The 18,168-nt window shown below is 73.1% G+C and carries 15 protein-coding genes; 7 read left to right on the plus strand and 8 right to left on the minus strand.

Features of this window, described 5'->3' with window-relative positions; all coding sequences use genetic code 11:
* Positions 1-8: 8 nt before the first annotated feature.
* The 3 genes from ACFFGY_RS09240 (at position 9) to ACFFGY_RS09250 (ending at position 4,325) form a co-directional block, all read left to right on the plus strand.
* Positions 9-590 carry a GNAT family N-acetyltransferase gene (locus ACFFGY_RS09240; RefSeq protein ID WP_377044185.1) on the plus strand — a complete coding sequence of 194 codons (582 nt, stop codon included), beginning with the start codon at positions 9-11 and terminating at the stop codon, positions 588-590.
* A complete protein-coding gene (locus tag ACFFGY_RS09245) occupies positions 590-2,407 on the plus strand; it encodes a CocE/NonD family hydrolase (protein WP_377044186.1) in 1,818 nt (605 codons plus the stop codon). Before ACFFGY_RS09240 ends, ACFFGY_RS09245 begins: the two co-directional genes overlap by 1 nt.
* 331 nt (positions 2,408-2,738) lie before the next feature.
* On the plus strand, positions 2,739-4,325 hold the full coding sequence (locus ACFFGY_RS09250; protein ID WP_377044187.1) for an MDR family MFS transporter: 1,587 nt from the start codon (positions 2,739-2,741) through the stop codon (positions 4,323-4,325).
* Between the two features lie 45 nt (positions 4,326-4,370).
* Here the strand turns inward: ACFFGY_RS09250 and ACFFGY_RS09255 are convergent, their stop codons facing one another.
* From ACFFGY_RS09255 to ACFFGY_RS09275, 5 genes are all read right to left on the minus strand, one after another.
* Positions 4,371-5,153, minus strand: coding sequence for a GntR family transcriptional regulator (locus ACFFGY_RS09255; RefSeq protein WP_377044188.1), 783 nt, complete (start codon positions 5,151-5,153; stop codon positions 4,371-4,373).
* Between the two features lie 146 nt (positions 5,154-5,299).
* On the minus strand, positions 5,300-6,676 hold the full coding sequence (gene cysG / locus ACFFGY_RS09260) for a siroheme synthase CysG (protein WP_377044189.1): 1,377 nt from the start codon (positions 6,674-6,676) through the stop codon (positions 5,300-5,302).
* Between the two features lie 106 nt (positions 6,677-6,782).
* Positions 6,783-7,103 (minus strand): AzlD family protein, encoded by a 321-nt coding sequence (locus ACFFGY_RS09265; RefSeq protein ID WP_377044190.1) that lies wholly within the window; start codon positions 7,101-7,103, stop codon positions 6,783-6,785.
* A gap of 52 nt (positions 7,104-7,155) precedes the next feature.
* Positions 7,156-7,896: an AzlC family ABC transporter permease gene (locus ACFFGY_RS09270; RefSeq protein WP_377044191.1), complete on the minus strand. Its 741-nt coding sequence runs from the start codon at positions 7,894-7,896 to the stop codon at positions 7,156-7,158.
* Positions 7,897-7,901: 5 nt separating this feature from the next.
* Positions 7,902-8,579, minus strand: a complete 678-nt coding sequence (locus ACFFGY_RS09275; RefSeq protein ID WP_377044192.1) for a RecX family transcriptional regulator — start codon at positions 8,577-8,579, stop codon at positions 7,902-7,904.
* A 309-nt stretch (positions 8,580-8,888) separates the two neighbouring features.
* On the opposite strand from ACFFGY_RS09275, the gene ACFFGY_RS09280 reads away from it, so the two are divergent.
* The 4 genes from ACFFGY_RS09280 (at position 8,889) to argF (ending at position 12,559) form a co-directional block, all read left to right on the plus strand.
* Entirely contained in the window at positions 8,889-9,602 is a 714-nt protein-coding gene (locus ACFFGY_RS09280) for a PRC-barrel domain-containing protein (protein ID WP_377044193.1), read from the plus strand.
* Between the two features lie 159 nt (positions 9,603-9,761).
* Positions 9,762-10,190 (plus strand): hypothetical protein, encoded by a 429-nt coding sequence (locus ACFFGY_RS09285; RefSeq protein ID WP_377044194.1) that lies wholly within the window; start codon positions 9,762-9,764, stop codon positions 10,188-10,190.
* Positions 10,191-10,379: 189 nt separating this feature from the next.
* Positions 10,380-11,582, plus strand: coding sequence for an aspartate aminotransferase family protein (locus ACFFGY_RS09290; RefSeq protein WP_377044195.1), 1,203 nt, complete (start codon positions 10,380-10,382; stop codon positions 11,580-11,582).
* A 17-nt stretch (positions 11,583-11,599) separates the two neighbouring features.
* Positions 11,600-12,559, plus strand: a complete 960-nt coding sequence (gene argF, locus ACFFGY_RS09295; RefSeq protein ID WP_456316157.1) for an ornithine carbamoyltransferase — start codon at positions 11,600-11,602, stop codon at positions 12,557-12,559.
* 45 nt (positions 12,560-12,604) lie between these two features.
* Here the strand turns inward: argF and ACFFGY_RS09300 are convergent, their stop codons facing one another.
* Genes ACFFGY_RS09300 through ACFFGY_RS09310 form a run of 3 tightly spaced genes read right to left on the minus strand, consistent with a single transcriptional unit; the run spans position 12,605 to position 18,167 of the window.
* Positions 12,605-15,370, minus strand: a complete 2,766-nt coding sequence (locus tag ACFFGY_RS09300; protein ID WP_377044196.1) for a response regulator — start codon at positions 15,368-15,370, stop codon at positions 12,605-12,607.
* Positions 15,367-17,112, minus strand: coding sequence for an ATP-binding protein (locus ACFFGY_RS09305; protein WP_377044197.1), 1,746 nt, complete (start codon positions 17,110-17,112; stop codon positions 15,367-15,369). The genes ACFFGY_RS09300 and ACFFGY_RS09305 overlap by 4 nt, the downstream gene beginning before the upstream one ends.
* Positions 17,109-18,167 (minus strand): ATP-binding protein, encoded by a 1,059-nt coding sequence (locus ACFFGY_RS09310; RefSeq protein WP_377044198.1) that lies wholly within the window; start codon positions 18,165-18,167, stop codon positions 17,109-17,111. The genes ACFFGY_RS09305 and ACFFGY_RS09310 overlap by 4 nt, the downstream gene beginning before the upstream one ends.
* Between the last annotated feature and the right edge of the window lies 1 nt (position 18,168).

An 18,168-nucleotide genomic window follows, 5' to 3' on the forward strand; every position in this document is an offset into this window, starting at 1 on the left:
AGGAGAGCGTGACGGAGATCGCGACGGAGATCGCGTCGGGGTTGGTGAGCAGCGTCACGATCCGGCGCCTGGTAGCCGCCGACGCGGAGGCCTTCCGGGTGCTGCGCCTCGCGGCCTTGCAGGGGGCGCCGGACGCCTTCGGCTCCAGCCCCGAGGAAGCGCCGGACCTCGATGGATGCCGGGCGCGGCTCGCCCCGCCGAACACGGTATTCGGCGCCTTTCACCGGGACGCGCCCGCCAGCGGGGCCCCGCCGGGCGAGGCGGGGCCGCAAGGCGAGGGCACCCTGCGCGGCATGGCGGGCTTTTCCCGCAACACCGGGCTCAAGCAGCGGCACAAGGGCTTCCTGTGGGGCGTCTGGGTCGACCCGGTGCTGCGCGGCACCGGCACCGGCCGGGCGCTGGTGGAAGCGGTGATCGCGCGGGCGCGCGGCGAGGTCGAGGCGCTGCAATGCACCGTGACCACCGGCAACGCCGTGGCGCGCGCGCTGTACCAGCGGCTGGGCTTCGTGCCCTACGGCATCGAGCGGCGCGCCCTGCGGGTGGAGGGCCGCGACCTGGACGAGGAATTGCTGGAGATGGATCTGCGCTGATGCGTCGCACCGAACACATGGTGGCCTGCCGCGACGGCGTCCGCCTCGCCACCGACGTTTACCTCCCCGAGGGCGAGGGCCCCTGGCCCACGATCCTGGAGCGCACGCCCTACGGCAAGCGGGAGGTGTCGCGCTCCGAGCGCACGGAGGCCGACCCGAAGCCCGCCCCGCGCGAGGAGGTGGCCGCCACCTTCACCGCCGCCGGCTACGCCGTGGTGTACCAGGACTGCCGCGGCCGCTACGGCTCCGAAGGGGAGTTCGTGAAGTACCTGGCCGATGGCGAGGACGGCTTCGACTGCTGCGCCTGGATCGTGGACCAGCCCTGGTGCAACGGCGCGATCGGCACGATGGGGCTGAGCTACGCCGCCCATACGCAGGCGAGCCTGGGCTGCCTCGATCCGCCGGGCCTCAAGGCGCAGGTGCTCGACTCCGGCGGCTTTTCCGACAGCTGGAACGGCGGCATCCGGCGCGGCGGCGCCTTCGAGCTCAAGCAGGCGACCTGGGCCTTCAACCAGGGCCGGCTGGCGCCGGAAACCCTGGCCGACCCGGTGCGCGCGGCCGCCTTCGCGGCGGAGGACCTCCATGCCTGGTTCGCCCGCTGGCCCTGGAAGCCCGGGCACTCGCCGGTGCGCCACGCCCCGGACTACGAGAACTACCTGTTCGAGCAGTGGACCCGTGGCCCCTTCGACGAGTACTGGCAGCGCCTGGGCATCTACGCCAAGGGCTGGCACGATCGCTACGCTGCGGTGCCGACCGTGCACATGTCGTCCTGGTACGATCCCTATCCCCGCACCGCGACCGAGAATTTCGTGGGCCTGCGCGATGCTGGGCGCGGCACGCCGCACCTGATCCTGGGCCCCTGGACGCATGGCAACCGCTCCCAGACCGCATTCGGCGAGGTGGAGTTCGGCCCTGGCGCCACGGTGGACAGCTGGGCCGGCAACTGGCGCCAGTACCGGCTGCGCTTCTTTGACCGCTGGCTGAAGGGCGACACCGCGGTGCCGGAGGAGCCCACCGTGCGGGTCTTCGTGATGGGCGGCGGCAGCGGGCGCCGAAACGCCGCCGGCCGGCTGGAGCATGGCGGCCGCTGGCGCACCGGCACGGACTGGCCACTGCCCGGCACGCGCTTCGCGGATTTCCACCTGCACGAGGGCGGGACTTTGAGCGAGGCGCCGCCGGCCGCCGGCGCGGCGCCGGTGGAATGGACCTCCGACCCCGCCAACCCGGTGCCCACCGTGGGCGGCGCCATCACCTCGATGGAGCCGCTGATCGCGGGCGGCGCCTATGACCAGCGCGAGCGGGACGGGATGTTCGCCCATCGCGCGCCTTTCCTGCCGCTGGCGTCCCGCCCCGACGTGGTGGTGTTCCAGACCGAACCGCTGCGCGAGGATCTGGAGGTGATCGGGCCCGTGGTGGCGCATCTATGGATCGCCTCGGACGCGCCGGACACCGACATCGCGGCCAAGCTGATCGACGTGCATCCGGCCAGCGCCGACTACCCCCAGGGCTTCGCCATGAACCTGTGCGAGGGCATCCTGCGCTGCCGCTACCGCGACGATCCGGCCGCGCCGAAGCCGCTGGAGCCCGGCGTCGCGGTGCCGGTCACGGTGGAGCTGTTCCCCACCGCCAACCTGTTCCGCGCCGGTCACCGCATCCGCCTCGACATCGCCTCGAGCGAGTTCCCGCACTACGACATCAACCCCCAGACCGGGGAGCCGGAGGGCGCGTGGCGGCGGATGCAGGTGGCGACCAACACGCTGTTCCTCGACGCCGGGCGCCCGTCGCGCCTGGTGCTGCCGGTCGCGCCGGCGGAATGAGGCCGCGCCGCGGCGCCGTGTCCCTGAGCCTCGGGCCCGCACCGGCCCAGCCGGCGGCGGGCGGGGCCGAGGGGCACCACCGGGCGCGCGAACGTGATCGCGGTTGCCGTGCCGGCAACGTTTCGTTGCAGCGGCCGGAGGCGCAGAGAAACAACACGCCTGTCCGCGCGGGGTATTCCGCGCGGGTGGCCAAGTAGAACAAGTCCGGAAAGCGCCGATGCCCTTCGCCCCTCAGCCCGGACCGGCCGGAGATGCTTCCCCGCGCGCGGCCGGTGGACCAGGAAACCGGCCGGGCGCGCAGGGTGCGGCAGCCGCGGCGGGTGACGCCCCCGTGGCGGTGAGCGGCCGCAACCTCAACATCACGCTGGCGGGCGCGCTGCTGACGATGATCCTGGCGGCGCTGGACCAGAACATCGTCAACACCGCCTTGCCGCGCATCGTGGGCGAGCTCGGCGGCGGGGCGCACCTGTCCTGGGTGGTGACGGCCTTCCTGCTGACTTCCACCGCGACCACGCCGCTCTATGGCAAGCTTTCCGACATGTACGGCCGCAAGCGGCTGTTCTACGCGGCGATCGGCATCTTCCTGATTGGCTCGGTGCTGTGCGGCATGGCCGCGAGCATGACGCAGCTGATCGCCTTCCGGGCCCTGCAGGGCCTGGGGGCCGGCGGGCTGATGACGCTGGCGCAGACGGTGATCGGCGACGTCGTGGCGCCCCGCGACCGCGGCCGCTACCAGGGTCTGTTCACCGGCGCCTTCGCGGTGTCGTCCGTGGCCGGGCCGCTGGTGGGCGGCGTGCTGACCTCGGCGCTGAGCTGGCGCTGGGTGTTCTACGTCAACCTGCCGGTGGGGCTGGCGGCGCTGGTGATGCTGGCCATCGGGCTGCGGCACCCGCCGGCGCGGCGGCACCGGGCGATCGACTACCCGGGTGCCGCGCTGCTGGCGGTGGGCACCGCGACGCTGCTGCTGCTGCTGAGCTGGGCCGGCACGGTCTACCCCTGGGCCTCGTCCACGATCATCTGGCTGGCCACCGCCACGGTGGTGCTCTTCGTGGCCTTCCTGTTCCAGGAGCGCCGGGCGGCGGAGCCGATCATCGGGCTGCACCTGTTCCGCTCCCGAATCTACGTGTCGGGCGTCACCGGCTCGGGCATGATGGTCTTCGCGATGATGGGGACCTCGGTGTTCCTGCCGCTCTACTTCCAGCTCGTGCTCGGCATGTCGCCGGCCGCGGCGGGGCTGATGATGCTGCCGCAGGTGGTGGGCATGATCTTCTCCTCCGTGGTGGGTGGGCGGCTGGTGTCGCGCAGCGGTCGCTACAAGCCCTTCCTGCTGTTCGGCGTGGGGGCGGAGGCGGTGGCGCTGGCGTCGCTGGCGGTGTTCGCGCGGCTGGACGCGATCCCGGTGGTGTTCGAGGTCGCGATGCTGATCCTGGGCCTGGGTATGGGCGTCGCCATGCCCAACCTCACCACCGCCGTGCAGAACGCGGTGGACCCGCGCGAGATGGGGGTCGCGACCTCCTCCATGAGCTTCCTGCGGTCACTGGGCGGCGCGCTGGGCGTGACCCTGTCCGGGGCGTTGATGGCGGCCTGGCTGAACAGCCTGCTGTCCGGCCTGTCGGCCAGGGTGGACGTCCAGGCACTGCTGGAGCACGGCGTCAGCGCGCTGGTGGGCCTGAGCGCCGAGCAGCACGCGGCCGTGGTGGCCGCCTACCGTTCCGCCATCGCCGTCAGCTTCACCCTCAGCGGCGTGGTGATGACGCTGGCCTTCCTGCTGGCGGTGAGCCTGCCGGTGCTCAAGCTGCGTGCCGCCGGCGAGGAGCCGGTGACGCGGCCCGCGCTCCAACCCGTCGCGCCGCCGGCGGAGGAGCGTGGAGGCCTCGGCTTGCGGCCGGCGGGCCGTCCCCAGTCACCGCGGGACTGAGGCGCCGGGCGAGCCATCCCGGGTGAAGCCGGGACGGACACAACCTCAGGCCTCCGCCACGGCGGGGTGGCGCTTCTGAGCCGCGGGGCGGGGCTGCTGGAAGCGCATCTCGGTCTTCACCTCCACCACGTTGGCATTGAAGACGGAGTCGTTGATCTGCACCGGCTGCCCGCCGGCGAGTGACACGACCCCGATCAGCCGCAGGTGGGCGCTGCCCTCCGGCACGCGCAGCACGGCCGCCAGCTCGGCATCGGCCGTGACCGCGCCGATGCGCTGGACGTTTCCGTCGATCACCTCGTCCATCGCCTGTTCCAGCGCGCCTCCCGGCAGGCCCAGGTCCAGCAGGTGCTGGGGATGGCGCTCGGCGAAGCTGGCCGGGTACCAGATGCTGCTGAACATGATCGGCAGGTTGCCCGCGTAGCGCAGCCGCAGGATGCGGCGGAAGCGGCCACGAAGCTCCCGATCAAGGGGGGAGGGCAGGTCCGACGCCTCGACGTCGCGGCGCCCGAGGATCTCGATGCGGGTCGCCTGCCCCAGGGACTTGGCCATCTCGTCGAGGTTCATCATGGCCGTGGCGTGCCAGGGAATGCGCGAGCGCAGGACCTCGGTGCCCCGGCCATGGACGCGGCGCGCCAGTCCCAGCCGCGCCAGGTCGTTGAGGGCGCGCACCACGGTGATGCGTGACATGCTGTGCTGCTGGCAGAGTTCGCGCTCGGACGGGAGCATGTCCCCGGGCCGGTAGCGGCCTGCGAGGATCGCGTCCTGCAGTTCGGAGCGGAGTTGCTGATGGAGCGACATGTTGGACGCCCGCACCGGTGCTGATGCCATCGGTCAGGACACCCGTTGCCTGCCAGTTCTTGGTCTCAACGCGGCAGGACGCGATAGGCGGCATGTCTCCTTGCGTAACAAGCCATGTCCCGGCGGCGCGGCCCGGCGCACCGGCGCTGCCCCTGCCCGCGAAGGCTGCGCCGGCCTCATCCCAGGTTGCTCCGCTCCGGCCCACCCCGCTGCGGGCTACCCCCCTCCTGGCCACTTCCCGCTGGGTCGCTTCCTTCTAGGCCGCCCCGGCCCACCGCCTCGCCCACCAGCAGCAACGCCGGGCCGCCCTGGGTCCAGCCCGGCGCCGCGGCCGCGACCTCCGGCAGGGTGCCGCGCAGCACGCGCTGGTCCGGGCGGCTGCCGTTCTCCACCAGGGCGGCCGGGGTGGCGGGCGGCAGGCCCGCCGCCAGCAGCCCGTCGCGCACCCGCGCCAGCGTGGAGACGCCCATGTAGATGGCCAGCGTGTGGCCGGGGCGGGCCAGCGCCGCGAAGTCGAGCCCGACCTCGCCGTCGCGGGTGTGCCCGGTGGCCAGCACCAGGGCCTGCGCGCAGTCGCGATGGGTCAGCGCGATGCCCGCCGAGGCGGCGCAGGCCAGCGCCGCGGTGACGCCGGGCACCACGGCGTAGGGGATGCCGGCGGCGGCCAGCGCCTCCGCTTCCTCGCCGCCGCGGCCGAACACGAAGGGGTCGCCGCCCTTGAGCCGCACCACCTGAAGACCCTCGCGGGCCAGTTCCACCAGCAGCTCGTTGATCTGGTCCTGCGGCACGCAGTGCCTGGCGCGGGCCTTGCCCACGAAGATGCGCCGCGCGTCGCGGCGGGCGAGGTCGAGGACCTCTTCCGGCACCAGCCGGTCATGAACCACGACGTCGGCCTCGCCCAGCACGCGGAGCGCGCGCAGCGTCAGCAGGTCCGCGGCGCCCGGGCCGGCGCCCACCAGGTGAACGAAGCCCGGGGAGCGCATCTCTGCCCCCGCCAGCGCGGCTTCCACCGAGCGCGCGGCCTCCTCCTCGCGCCCTTCCAGCGCGAGGCTGGCGGCGGGGCCGCGCAGCACCGCTTCCCAGAAGCGGCGGCGGGCAGCGGTGTCGGGCAGGGCGCGGCGGGCCGTTTCCTTGAAGCGTTCGGCCAGGGCGCCCAGCCGTGAGAGGCCCGGCGGCAGCACGGCCTCGATCCGCTGACGCAGCAGCCGCGCCAGCACCGGCGCCGTTCCCCCGGTGGAGATGCCGATCGTCACCGGGTCACGGTCCAGGATGGCGGGGGTGATAAAGGAGCAGAGTTCCGGCCGGTCCACGATGTTGACCGGCACGCCGCGGGCCTGCGCGAGTTCGGAGAGGGCGCGCAGATCCGCCTCCGGCGCGCCGGCGCCGAAGGCGGCCGCGCAGCCGTCCAGCGCCTCGGGCTCGAAGCGTGCGCTTCGCCGCAGCGTGGCGCCGGCGCCGCGCAGCAGGGCCGCCTTGCTCTCGATGGCCTCGCCCTCGCCCAGCAGCAGCACCGCGCGCGATCTCAGGTCAAGAAAAGCCGGGAAGTGGCGCATAGGGTGGAAGCGGAACCGGAACGGGGGCCAAACGGCGGGAAGGCTGCGGAAACGAGTATAGCGGGGTTTCAGGAGATTCTCACAAGGGAGCGGCCGGGCCCGCCAGTCAGGCCGGCCACAGACGCAGCAGGGCCAGCGCCACCACGCCCATGGGGATCGACAGGGCGAGCTGGCCGGTGCGCCACTGCGTCAGCATCACCGCCGCCGCGGCCAGGAGGCCGGTGACCCCGGCCTCGGCGAGGGCCGGGGTGACGTAGGCCACGAAGAGCGGTCCCGGCAGTTCCCGCAGCATCGCCTCCAGGAAGCGTGGCAGCTGGACCGCACGGCGCAGCACGGTGCCGGCGATGCGGCACAGGTAGGTGGCGGCCGCCATCGCGAGCACCGCCCCGAGCACGTCCCAGCGCAGCAGCCAGGCGTCCGCGGTCACCGCCGGAGGCTCCGGACCGTGCGGACGGACCGACGGGGGGCGCGGAGGGGCGTCACGCGGCGCGCTCCCGCCGCCGCTGCCGCAAGGCCCCCAGCGCCGCGCCGCCCAGGGCGCCGATCAGCAGCGGCAGGGGCACTGGCAGGTGCAGCCGCCAGGCCGCCAGCGCCAGGAACCCGGCCAGGAACCAGGGCGCCAGGTCCTGCGCCCGGCTGCGCCACATCGGCACCAAGAGGGCGATAAAGGCCGCGGGCGCTGCGAAGTAGAGGGGGTGGCCGGGCGGCAGCCGCACCAGCCCGCCCATGACATGGCCGGCGGCGCAGAACAGCGTCCAGCCCACCCAGAGCAGCAGGCCGGTGCCCAAGAGGAAGCCGGCGTCGCGCCGCCCGGCGCGCTCCTCCGGGATCGAGAGGGCGAAGCCGTGATCCGTGAGGAAGCCCAGCGTCAGCCAGGTGCGCCAGCCGCGTGCCCGGGCGAACCAGGGCGTCAGCGCGGCGCCCATCGGCAGGAGGCGCAGGTTCACGAAGAAGGCGGCCAGCGCGGCGGCCAGCCAGGGCGCCGGGTCGCTCCAGAGTTCCAGCCCCAGCAACTGCGCGGAGCCCGCGAAGACCACCGCGCTCATCACCGTGGTTTCCGCCAGCGACAGGCCGCGGCCGGCCGAAACCACGCCCACCACCAGGGCGAAGGGGATCAGGCCGAGCAGCAGCGGCACCGCCGTGCGCAGGCCTCGCAGGACGCCGGCGCGCGTGAAGCCGGAGCCGGATTCTACTGGTGGCTGGGTGTTCGGTGCGGTCACGGCGGTCAGTCGCGGCGCGAGGCCAGGATGTGCGCTTCCGCCTCGGCCGGGTCGGTGTCCAGCGCCCGTTCCGCCACCTCGCGGGGGAAGCCGGCGCGGGCCAGCGAGCCCATCGCCTTCAAGCGCGCGGCCTCGTCCGGGGCGTCGACCCGGGCGAAGGGGCCCTGCCGGCGGCGGCGCAGGTGGGTCAGCGCCGCGGTCAGCTCGTCGGTCTCGGCTGCCTCCAGGGTCTGTGCGGCGAGGTCGGCGTCGATGCCCTTGGTGGCCAGGTGGGCTGCGGTGGCACGGCGGGAGCGTCCGGCGCGGGCCAGGCGCCGCGTCCGCGCGGCGGCGAAGGCGGCATCGTCCACGACGCCGGCCTGCACCAGCGCGGCGGCCACTTCGGCCGCCGCCGCGCGCGCCCGCGCCACGGCTGCCTCGACCTGCTCGCTGGGCTGCGCTTCGCGGGCGGCGCGCTGGGCCCAGCGGCTGATGCGCCGGGTGAGCACCTGCACGAGGTTGCGCTCCGTGCTGCTGAAGCGCGCGAGGTGGTTGAGCGCCGCCTCCCGCAGGCTCGCCGCATCCGGGGGCGGCCCGGCCGGGATCTCGCGCCGCTCCCGCACGGGGGGGCGGCGGCCGCGACCGGAGGCCGGACGGCCCGCCGGATCCGGCGCTTCGGCGAGAGGACGATCTGGTTTTCTCACGCTGCCGATCCTGCCACGGCCCAGCGGGGTCGCCCAGCGGGGTCGCCCGGCGGGGTCGCCCAGCGGGGTCGCCCGGCGGGGTCGCCCAGCGGGGTCGCCCAGCGGGGTCGCCCGGCGGGGGCGCCCGGCGGGGTTGCCCGGCGGGGTTGCCCGGCGGGGGCGCCCGGCGGGGGCGCCCGGGGGGCGCCCAGTGGAGGCGCCTGACGGGGTTGCCGAACGGGTCATCCAGCGGGGGCAACCGGCCCGGGGAGGCGGCGTTTGAGCGCCACACCCCGTCATCGTCGCGGCCCGGAAAAGAGGAGAAGACCGATGACACCACGCAGCAACCTGTTCGCCATGACTGCCGTCGCCGCGCTGCTGTCGGCCCTGCCGGTGCTGGCGCAGAACGCCCTGGCCCCGCGCGACGGCGCGCCGGGTAACCCGCCGTCCACGGCCACGCAGCGCGCCGCCGACGGCGCGACCGGCAACGGCACGCCGGCCGATGGCACGCCCGATAACCCGCCGGGAACCGCGCTCGGCCGCGCCGCGGACCGGGCGCTGGGCACCAACATGTCCGGCGCCTACCCGCAGAACAGCGACGGCACGGCGGGCAACCCGCCCGGCACCGCGGCGGGACGCGCCGCCGAGCGGGCCGCCGGATCGGTCGGCAACGGCCCGGCCGCGACCGGCGAGGCCAACAACGGCGCCGTGGCCACGGGCACCGTCGGCACCACCGGCGGCATGGGCCTGAACCGCCCCGCCGCGCGCGGCGAGGAGCGTCGTGCCAGCAGGATCGTGGGCGCCAGCGTTTACAACGACCGCAACGAGACGATCGGCTCGGTGGACGACCTCGTGCTCAGCGACGGCGGCTCCCCCACGGCGGTGGTGTCGGTGGGCGGCTTCCTCGGGATCGGTTCCAAGCTGGTGGCCGTGCCCTTCAACCAGATGCGCTGGAACGCGGAACAGTCGCGCTGGGTGCTGAACGGCGTCACCAAGGACAGCCTCACGGCGCTGCCTGCCTTCTCCTATAGCGACCAGGGCTGAGGATCAGGCGCGGCGGGCGAGGGGAGATGGCTGCCGTCGCGGTCGCAGCCCTGCTTCCGCCGGGCGTCCAATTTTTAACCGACGTCGGGAACCTTGATGGAAGGGGGGCGTTGGCGAGAGACCCCTCACGGGGACAGGCAATCGAGGAGTTTACCAGGCATGTTCCACCGTTCGACGCTTCGTGGTGTTGCCGCCGCCGTTGCCGTTCTCGGCCTGGCGGCCTGCGCGGACCACGGCGGCAGCCGTCCGGGCAACCCGTCCGGCACGGCCGCGGAACGCGCCATCGACCGTGCGGCCGGCACCAACACTTCCGGCGCTTATCCGGCGCAGTCCGACGGCACGCGCGCCAACCCGCCGGGTACCGCGGCGGAGCGGCTTTATGACCGCACCACCAACTCCAACACCTCGGGCGCCTACCCGGCCCAGACCAACCGCCCGGGCACGGCGGCGGAGCGCGCGCTGGACCGCGCGGCCGGCACCGACACCTCGGGCGCCTATCCGCGCCAGCGCGACTGCACGGCCAGCAACCCGCCGGGCACCGCCGTCAGCCGTGCGCTGGGCACCACCAACCCCAACGACTGCCGCTAAGGACCCGCGGCGGCAGGGCGCATCCAACGCCCTGCCGCCGGCCTCATGCAGCGCCCGCCGGTCGGCCATCGCCGCCGGCGGGCGCCTTTGTTTTGACCCGCTTTCCCGTTTGCGGCATGGTCCCCGGCCTCCCCGATGCGTCGCGGGTGTCGCGGCGCGGGGAGCAGTTCTCAAGGGACGTTTGACCCCGTGATCTCCGCTTTGATGCCGACCTACAACCGTGCCGACCTCGCTTTCGAGCGGGGCGAGGGCGCCTGGCTGTGGACGGTGGACGGGCGACGATTCCTGGATTTCGGGTCGGGCATCGCCACCACCTCCATCGGCCATGCCCACCCGCACCTCGTGCAGGCCGTGGCCGAGCAGGCGGCCCGGGTGATGCACGTGTCCAACCTGTACCGCGTGCCGCAGGCCGAACGGCTGGCGCAGCGGCTGGTCGAGACCTCCTTTGCCGACAGCGTGTTCTTCGCGAACTCGGGTGCCGAGGCGAACGAGGGCATGATCAAGGCGGTGCGCAAGCATTACGCCGAGACCGGCCAACCGGAGAAGTTCCGGATGATCTGCTTCGAGGGCGCCTTTCACGGCCGCACGCTGGCGACCCTGGCGGCCACCGGCAACCCCAAGTACCTGGCCGGCTTCGGTCCCGTGGTGGACGGCTTCGACCACGTGCCCTTCGGCAACATGAACGCGGTACGCGACGCCATCGGCCCGAACACGGCCGCGATCATGATCGAGCCGATCCAGGGCGAGGGCGGCGTGCGTCCGGCCGACCTGCGCTTCCTGCAGGAACTGCGCGCGGTGTGCGACGAGTTCGGGCTGCTGCTGGCGCTGGATGAGGTGCAGACCGGCATGGGCCGCTCGGGCAAGCTCTGGGCGCACCAGTGGGCCGGGATCGAGCCCGACGTGATGAGTGCCGCCAAGGGTATCGGCGGCGGTTTCCCGCTGGGCGCCGTACTGGCCAAGGAAAAGGTCGCGCAGTACCTCAAGCCCGGCACGCACGGCACGACCTACGGCGGCAACCCTCTGGCCACCACGGCCGGCAATGCCGTGCTGGACGTGATCCTGGCGCCGGGCTTCCTGGAGCACGTCGACCGCGTGGGGCGCTACCTGTGGCGCGGCATGCTCGACCTCGCGGCGCGTCACCCGACGGTGGTGTCGGGCGTGCAGGGCGCGGGTATGCTGCTGGGGCTGAAGCTGCACGACGCGGTGTCCAACACCGAGATGCAGGGCGCCGCGGTGGCGGAAGGGCTGCTGACCGTGGCGGCGGGGATGAACGTGCTGCGCCTGGCACCGCCGCTGATCATCACCGAGGCGGAGGCCGACGAGGCGCTGCGCCTGCTCGACCGCGCGGCGCTGCGCATGACGCCGGGCAACGCTCAGGTGGCGGCCAAGTGAGCGCGGTTCTCCGGAGCGTGGACGGCGGCCCAGGGGACAACCGGGGAAGTGGCGAGGCGGCATCGCCGCTGCGCCACTTCCTCGACCTCGCGGACCACGACACTGCGACGCTGCGCCGGATGCTCGACCTCGGCGTGCGCTGCAAGCGCGGCGAGATCGCCGACAAGCCGCTTGCCGGCAAGACCGTGGCGCTGATCTTCGAGAAGCCCTCGACCCGCACGCGCGTGTCCTTCGAGGTCGGCATCCGGCAACTCGGCGGCGACGTGGTGGTGCTGAGCGGCAAGGACAGCCAGCTCGGCCGTGGCGAAAGCCCGGCCGACACGGCGCGCGTGCTGTCGCGCTACGTCGACGCGATCATGCTGCGCACCGACAAGGCGTCGAAGCTGCAGGAGCTGGTGGCGCACGCCACCGTTCCCGTGATCAACGGTTTGACCGACCTGTCGCACCCCTGTCAGCTGATGGCCGACGTGATGACCTTCGAGGAACATCGCGGCCCCATCGCCGGACAGGTCGTGGCCTGGACGGGCGACGGCAACAACGTCGCACGGTCGTTCATCCAGGCGGCGGCGCGGCTGAACTTCACGCTGCGCGTCGCGACGCCGCCGGAACTCTCGCCGCCGGCGCAACTGGTGGACTGGGCCCGGGCGGAAGGGGCGCGCATCGAGGTCACGGCCGACGTGGTGTCGGCGGTGCGCGGGGCGCGCTGCGTGGTGACCGATACCTGGGTCAGCATGTCGGACGAGAAGGAGGGCGGCCCCACCAGCCGCCACAACCAGCTCGCACCGTATCAGCTCAACGCAGCACTTCTGCGACACGCGGCGCCGGACGCCATCGTGATGCACTGCCTGCCGGCCCATCGTGGCGAGGAGATCACCGACGAGGTGATCGACGGGCCGCAGTCGGTGGTGTTCGACGAGGCCGAGAACCGCCTGCACGCCCAGAAGGGCGTGCTGCTCTGGGCGCTCGGCATCGGCTGAGCGGCCTGCCTGCCCGCCCCGGCGGGCAGGTCCGGCTGCCCGAACTCAGGCGGCCGGGGGCGAGGACATCATCTCCCGGATCCTGGCCGCCAGCTCGTGCATCGCGAAGGGCTTGTTGATCCGCGGTGCCTCGGGCGGCAGCAGGCTCTGCCCGTTCGTGCCGTCAAAGGCGTAGCCGGTCACGAACAGCACCCGCAGCCCGGGATGCGACTGCTGCACGGCCTCGGCCAGCTGCGGCCCGTTCATGCCGCCGGGCAGCCCCACATCGGTGAGCAGCAGGTCGATCGCGGCACCCGATCGCAGGATGGCCAGCGCATCCGCGGCGTTGCCGGCTTCCAGCGCCACGTAGCCGAGCTCCCGCAGCACCTCCAGCACCAGCATGCGGACGCTGGGCTCGTCCTCCACCACCAGCACGGTTTCGCCGGCGCCGGGGGCGAGCGGCTGCAGCGTTCCAGGCGCTTCGGTGCGCAGCTCCTCGCCCTGGTGGCGCGGCAGCAGCAGCGTCACCGTGGTGCCCTGGCCCAGGGTGCTCGCGAGGCGGACGTGACCGCCCGACTGCGCCACGAAGCCGTAGAGCATCGACAGGCCGAGGCCGGTTCCCTTGCCCAGCGGCTTGGTGGTGAAGAAGGGGTCGAAAACCTTGTCCAGCACGGATTCCGGGATGCCCGTGCCGTTGTCGGCGACCGACAGGCTGACGTAGCTGCCGGGCTGCTCATGCCGCCCGGCGGCGTCCGGAGCGGCGGTGCCTGCAACCTCGATGTTGCCGGTGGTGATGGTGAGCGTGCCGCCGTCGGGCATCGCGTCGCGGGCGTTGATCGCCAGGTTGAGCAGCGCGTTCTCGAGCTGGTTCGGGTCGCACAGCGTGGACCAGAGATCGTCCGCGAGCGAGGTCTCGATCCGCACCTTCTCGCCCACGGTCCGGTGCAGCAGCTCGGTGACGGACTGCACCAGCGCGTTCACGTCGGTGGGCCGCGGGGCGAGGCTTTGCCGGCGCGCGAAGGCGAGCAGCCGGTGCGTCAGCGCCGCCGCGCGGTTGGCCGAGGTCATCGCCGCGTCCATGTAGCGGCGCAGCTCGCCGACGCGGTTCTGCGCGATGCGCTTGCCCATCAGCTCCAGCGAGCCGACGATGCCGGTCAGCAGGTTGTTGAAGTCGTGCGCGATGCCGCCGGTGAGCTGGCCCAGCGCCTCCATCTTCTGCGACTGCCGCAGCTGCTCCTCGGTGCGGCGCAGCGCCTCCTGGGCTGCTTTCTCGGCGGAAACGTCGCGCCCGAAGGCGTAGATCAACCCGTCCTGGCCGGCGACCGCCTTCCAGGCCACGGTGCGGTAGCCGTCGTCCTGCGCCCGCAGCCGACCCTCGTGGCTCAAGGGCGCGCCGGCATCCGGGCGATGCGCGAAGGCGGCCTGCCAGGAAGCCTGGTCCTCGGGGTGATCGAGCGTTCCGGGCGCCATGGACAGGATTTCCGCCTCGCTCCAGCCGAGCAGGCGTTGCCAGGCGGGATTGACGCTGCGCCACCCGGTTCCGGGCTCGTACACGCCGAGCAGGTCGTCCGACAGTGCCCAGATGCGGTCGCGCTCCGCCGTGCGTTCCGCCACCAGCGCTTCCAGCTGCTGGTTGAAGCGCAGCAGCTCGGCCTCGTTGTGCTTTTCGCGGTCGATGTCGTGCACCACGACGCAGCCGCCCACCACCTCCTGCGTCTGGGCGTCGCGCACCGGGGCGCCGGAGATGCGCAGCCAGCCGCGGCTGCCGTCGCCGCGCAGGTAGAGGACCTCCTCGGTGGTGCTGTCGCCCCGCACGGCATGGCGCAGCGGCCAGTCGCCCGGCGTGACCGGCCGCCCGTCGGGCAGCCAGCCCTGCCATTCGCCGTAGTCCTCGTGGCGCTGGGAGAAGGGCACCGGGCTGCGGATGATCTCCGACATGCGGCGGTTGCTCAGCACGATGCGGCCGCTCGGCGCCTCGGCCAGCAGGACGCCCACCGGCACGTTCTCGAACAGCGTGGCGAAGCGCGCGCGTTCCTGCGCGAGCTGCAGCAGCAGCGCTTCGCGCTCCGCCTCGGCCCGCTTGCGCTCGGTGATGTCGGCCATGGCGCCGATCATGCGCAGGGCCCGACCCGCGCCGTCGCGCAGCACGTAGCCGCGGTCGTGAACCTCGGCGTAGCGGCCGTCGGCGCGGCGGAAGCGGTACTCGTCGGACCAGGTCGAGGCGGTGCCGGCCAGCGTGTCCTGGATGCTGCGCTCCAGGCGGGGACGGTCGTCGGGGTGGATCTGGCCGAGCCACCAGCCGCCGGCGTGCCCGGTCAGGCCCGGCGCGTGGCCGAACAGGGATTGCAGCGCGTCGTTCCAGGTGACCTGGTTCTGCACCACGTCCCAGTCCCAGATGGCGTCGTTGGTGGCGCGCTGGGCGAGGCGGTAGCGTTCCTCGGTCAGGCGCGTCGCGTCCTCGGCGCGGCGGATCCGCAGCAGCGCGCGCACGGCGGCCAGGAGTTCCTGCGGCGGCGTCGGCTGGCTGAGATAGCCGTCGGCGCCCCCGTCGAGGCCGCGGACGCGGTCGTCGCTGGCGATGAAGCTGGCCGAGGTCTGGAGCACCAGCACCCGCGGATGGTCGCGCTTGATGGCCGCGCAGACCGCGTGGCCGTCCATGTCGGGCAGCTTCACGTCCAGCAGCACCAGCGCCGGCCTGCGCTCCGCCACCAGTTGCAGCGTTTCTGCGCCGTTGCGCGCCTCGATCACCGCGAAGCCGCCGCGTTCCAGCGTCCTGGTCCGGGCGTAGCGGCCGGCCTCGGTGTCGTCGACGTTGAGGATCAGCTCGCTCACGCCGGTCTCCAGTGGGGAAGGGCGGCGCGCATCACGTCCAGCACGCGCTCGCGGGTGATCGCGTCCTTGGTCAGGATGGCTTGGGCGCGGGCCAGCTGCGCCCGGTCCGCGGGCTCGAGGATGGAGGAGGTGCAGATCACCACCGGCACGGTTGCGGCCGGCCCCTCCGCCAGGCGGCGCAGCACCTCGGTTCCGTCCAGGTCCGGCATCCGCAGGTCCAGGAAGATCATCTCCGGCGGCTCCGCCTCGGCCCGCCGCAGGCCGGCCCGGCCGCCTTCTTCCTCGGTGACCTCGATGCCGGCAGGCATGGCGTGGCGCAGCACGTAGCGCGAGGTTTCCTCGTCGTCGATCAGCAGGATGCGGGGGTGGATACCACCCGGATCGGCCGTCTTCGCGATGTCGGAGGGGATGCGGAGAACAAAGGTGCTGCCCTGGCCGGGCGTGCTGGTGAAGGTCAGGTCGCCGCCCAGCAGCTCCGCCAGCTTGCGCGACAGTGACAGGCCGAGACCCGTGCCGCGGGTGTTGCGCTGGAGCGGGTTTTCCGCCTGCCCGAACTCCTGGAAGATCAGCTCGGCATCCTCGGGCGCGATGCCGATGCCGGTATCCGCCACGCTGAAGTGGCAGAAGCCGGTGCGGCTGTCGTGGCGGCAGCTGACGCGCACCTCGCCGGCCTCGGTGAACTTCAGCGCGTTGCTCACGAGGTTGCGCAGCACCTGGGCGACCTTGCCCTCGTCGGTGTGCAGCGTGACGCAGCAGGTGCTGTCGTCGAACACCAGTTCCACGGTGTCGCGCGTTTGCAGGGGGCGGAGGACGCCGCGCAGCGCGCCGAACAGGGTGACGATGTTGAAGCGGCTGAGGCGCAGCTCCGCCTTGCCGGCCTCGACCTTGCTCAGGTCCAGCAGGTCGTTGACCAGCTCGCTCAGGTTCTCGGCGGACTGGCGGATATAGGTGACCTGCCGCTCCTGCTCGGATGACAGCTCCCCGTCCAGGCGGTCGAGCAGCATGCGCGACAGGGCCAGGATCGAGTTCAGCGGCGTGCGGAACTCGTGCGTCATGTTGCTCAGGAAGCGGGTCTTGAGCTCGCTGGCGCGACGGAGCTCCTCGGCGCGTTCCTCGAGCTCGGAATACAGGGCGACGACGCCGCGGTTGGTGTCCACCAGCTCGGCATTGACGCGGTTGAAATCTTCCTGCCGACCCTGCAGGGCGTCGAGGCTGGCCAGCAGTTCCCGGTTCTGGGCCTGCAGCTCCGCCACCGGATCGTCGCCCGGTTGCCGCGAGAGTTCCCCGCGCAGCGCGGCGAGTTCAGCCTCGTCGGGATGGGCGCCGGGCGGGAGGTGCCGGGCGAAGCGGACGCGCGTGCCGTGCGCGGAGCTCTCGATCCGGAACTCGTCCATCAGCCGGCGCGTGCCGGCGATGCCCAGGCCCATGCCGGTGTGCGACACGTAGCCGCCGCCCAGCACCGCATCGAGGTCGGGAATGCCGCGCCCCTCGTCCGCGACCTCGACGGCCAGGCTGTAGACCGCGCCGGCGCTTCCCGCGGCGGAGCGCTCCAGCGCGAAGCTCACGGTGCCGCCGCCGGCGTAGCGGATGGCGTTGCGCGCGATCTCCGACACGGCGGTGGCGATGCGCGCCTGGTCCTGCACGTCGAAGCCCAGGCGTGCCGCGATGCTGCGGGCCATGCTGCGGGCCTTCACCAGGCTTTCGGGCCGCGGCAGGCCGAGGATCAGCAGGGGCCACCTCATGCCGGCATCTCCGCCCGGCCCGGGGCCAGCACGGCGACGGTGGCATCGTCGCGCCCGCGCGCGGCGTCGCGGTAGATCACGCCCGCGATCAGCGTGGGATGCCGGCGGGTGATGCCGGGCAGGTGGTCCAGCTTCCAGGAGGTGGCGATGCCGTCGGAGTGCAGCACCACCAGCGCATCCCGGGGGCAGGGATAGGGCGTGGCCTGGAAGCGCGAGGCGGTGTGGCCGAGGGTGCCATTGTGCGACACCATGTGCCGCGGCTTGTGCCCGTCCAGGATGAGGCCCGCGACGTTGCCCACGCCGCCGTAGGTGACCTGCCCCGGCGTTTCCCCGAAGGGCAGCGCGCCGCGCGCGACCGACACCGCGGCGCCGCGGGTATGACGCAGCCCATCGTGGAGGCGCCGCAGCACGGAGGCCAGGTCTTCCGCCGGATCGGCCTGCCGGAAGCGGCGCACTGCTTCGAGCGAGGCTTCCGCCGCCTGCGGGCCATGGCCCAGTCCGTCGGCCACCAGCAGGAGCCAGTGCTCGCCCTCGGTCCGCAGCGCCCAGCCGTCGCCGCACACTTCCTCGCCGGGCTTGGGCAGGCTGACGGTGCCGTGGCGCAGGGGGGCGGGCGGAACGGTGCCCCGGTCGCGCCGCAGCCGCGCCAGCACGGCGGTCCCCTGGCCGGGCGTGGAGTGGATGTCGAACAGGTCTGACTGGCGCCGCACCGCACCCAGGCCGGTGCCCGGGGTTCCGGCGGTGGAAAACCCGTCCTCCAGGCAGGCGGAAATGTTGTCCATGCCGCGCCCGCGGTCGAGCGCGATCATCTCCACCGCCTCGATTCCGTCTTCCTCCACCGTGCCGAGCAGGATCTCGCCCGTGCCGCCCGGCGCGTGGCGCGGGCCGGCGTCGCGGGGGATGGCGTGGCGGAGGATGTTGCCGGCCAGCTCGCTCGCCACCAGGGCGACGCGGCCGGCGTCCTCTTCCCCGAAGCCGACCCGCTTCGCCAGGGCCGCCGCCTGGCGGCGTGCCGCGGCGACCTGGCTCTGGTCGAGGATGGGAAGGCTTTCCATG

Source organism: Roseomonas elaeocarpi (assembly GCF_042433915.1).
Classification (GTDB): Bacteria; Pseudomonadota; Alphaproteobacteria; order Acetobacterales; family Acetobacteraceae; genus Roseomonas; species Roseomonas elaeocarpi.

Bases quoted from the DNA above. Each gene is read 5' to 3' on its own strand.
- ACFFGY_RS09280 (WP_377044193.1), top strand. From the start codon at position 8,889: ATGACACCACGCAGCAACCTGTTCGCCATGACTGCCGTCGCCGCGCTG.
- cysG (WP_377044189.1), bottom strand. From the start codon at position 6,676: ATGCGCCACTTCCCGGCTTTTCTTGACCTGAGATCGCGCGCGGTGCTG.
- ACFFGY_RS09310 (WP_377044198.1), bottom strand. From the start codon at position 18,167: ATGGAAAGCCTTCCCATCCTCGACCAGAGCCAGGTCGCCGCGGCACGC.
- ACFFGY_RS09285 (WP_377044194.1), top strand. From the start codon at position 9,762: ATGTTCCACCGTTCGACGCTTCGTGGTGTTGCCGCCGCCGTTGCCGTT.
- ACFFGY_RS09245 (WP_377044186.1), top strand. From the start codon at position 590: ATGCGTCGCACCGAACACATGGTGGCCTGCCGCGACGGCGTCCGCCTC.
- ACFFGY_RS09305 (WP_377044197.1), bottom strand. From the start codon at position 17,112: ATGAGGTGGCCCCTGCTGATCCTCGGCCTGCCGCGGCCCGAAAGCCTG.
- ACFFGY_RS09255 (WP_377044188.1), bottom strand. From the start codon at position 5,153: ATGGCATCAGCACCGGTGCGGGCGTCCAACATGTCGCTCCATCAGCAA.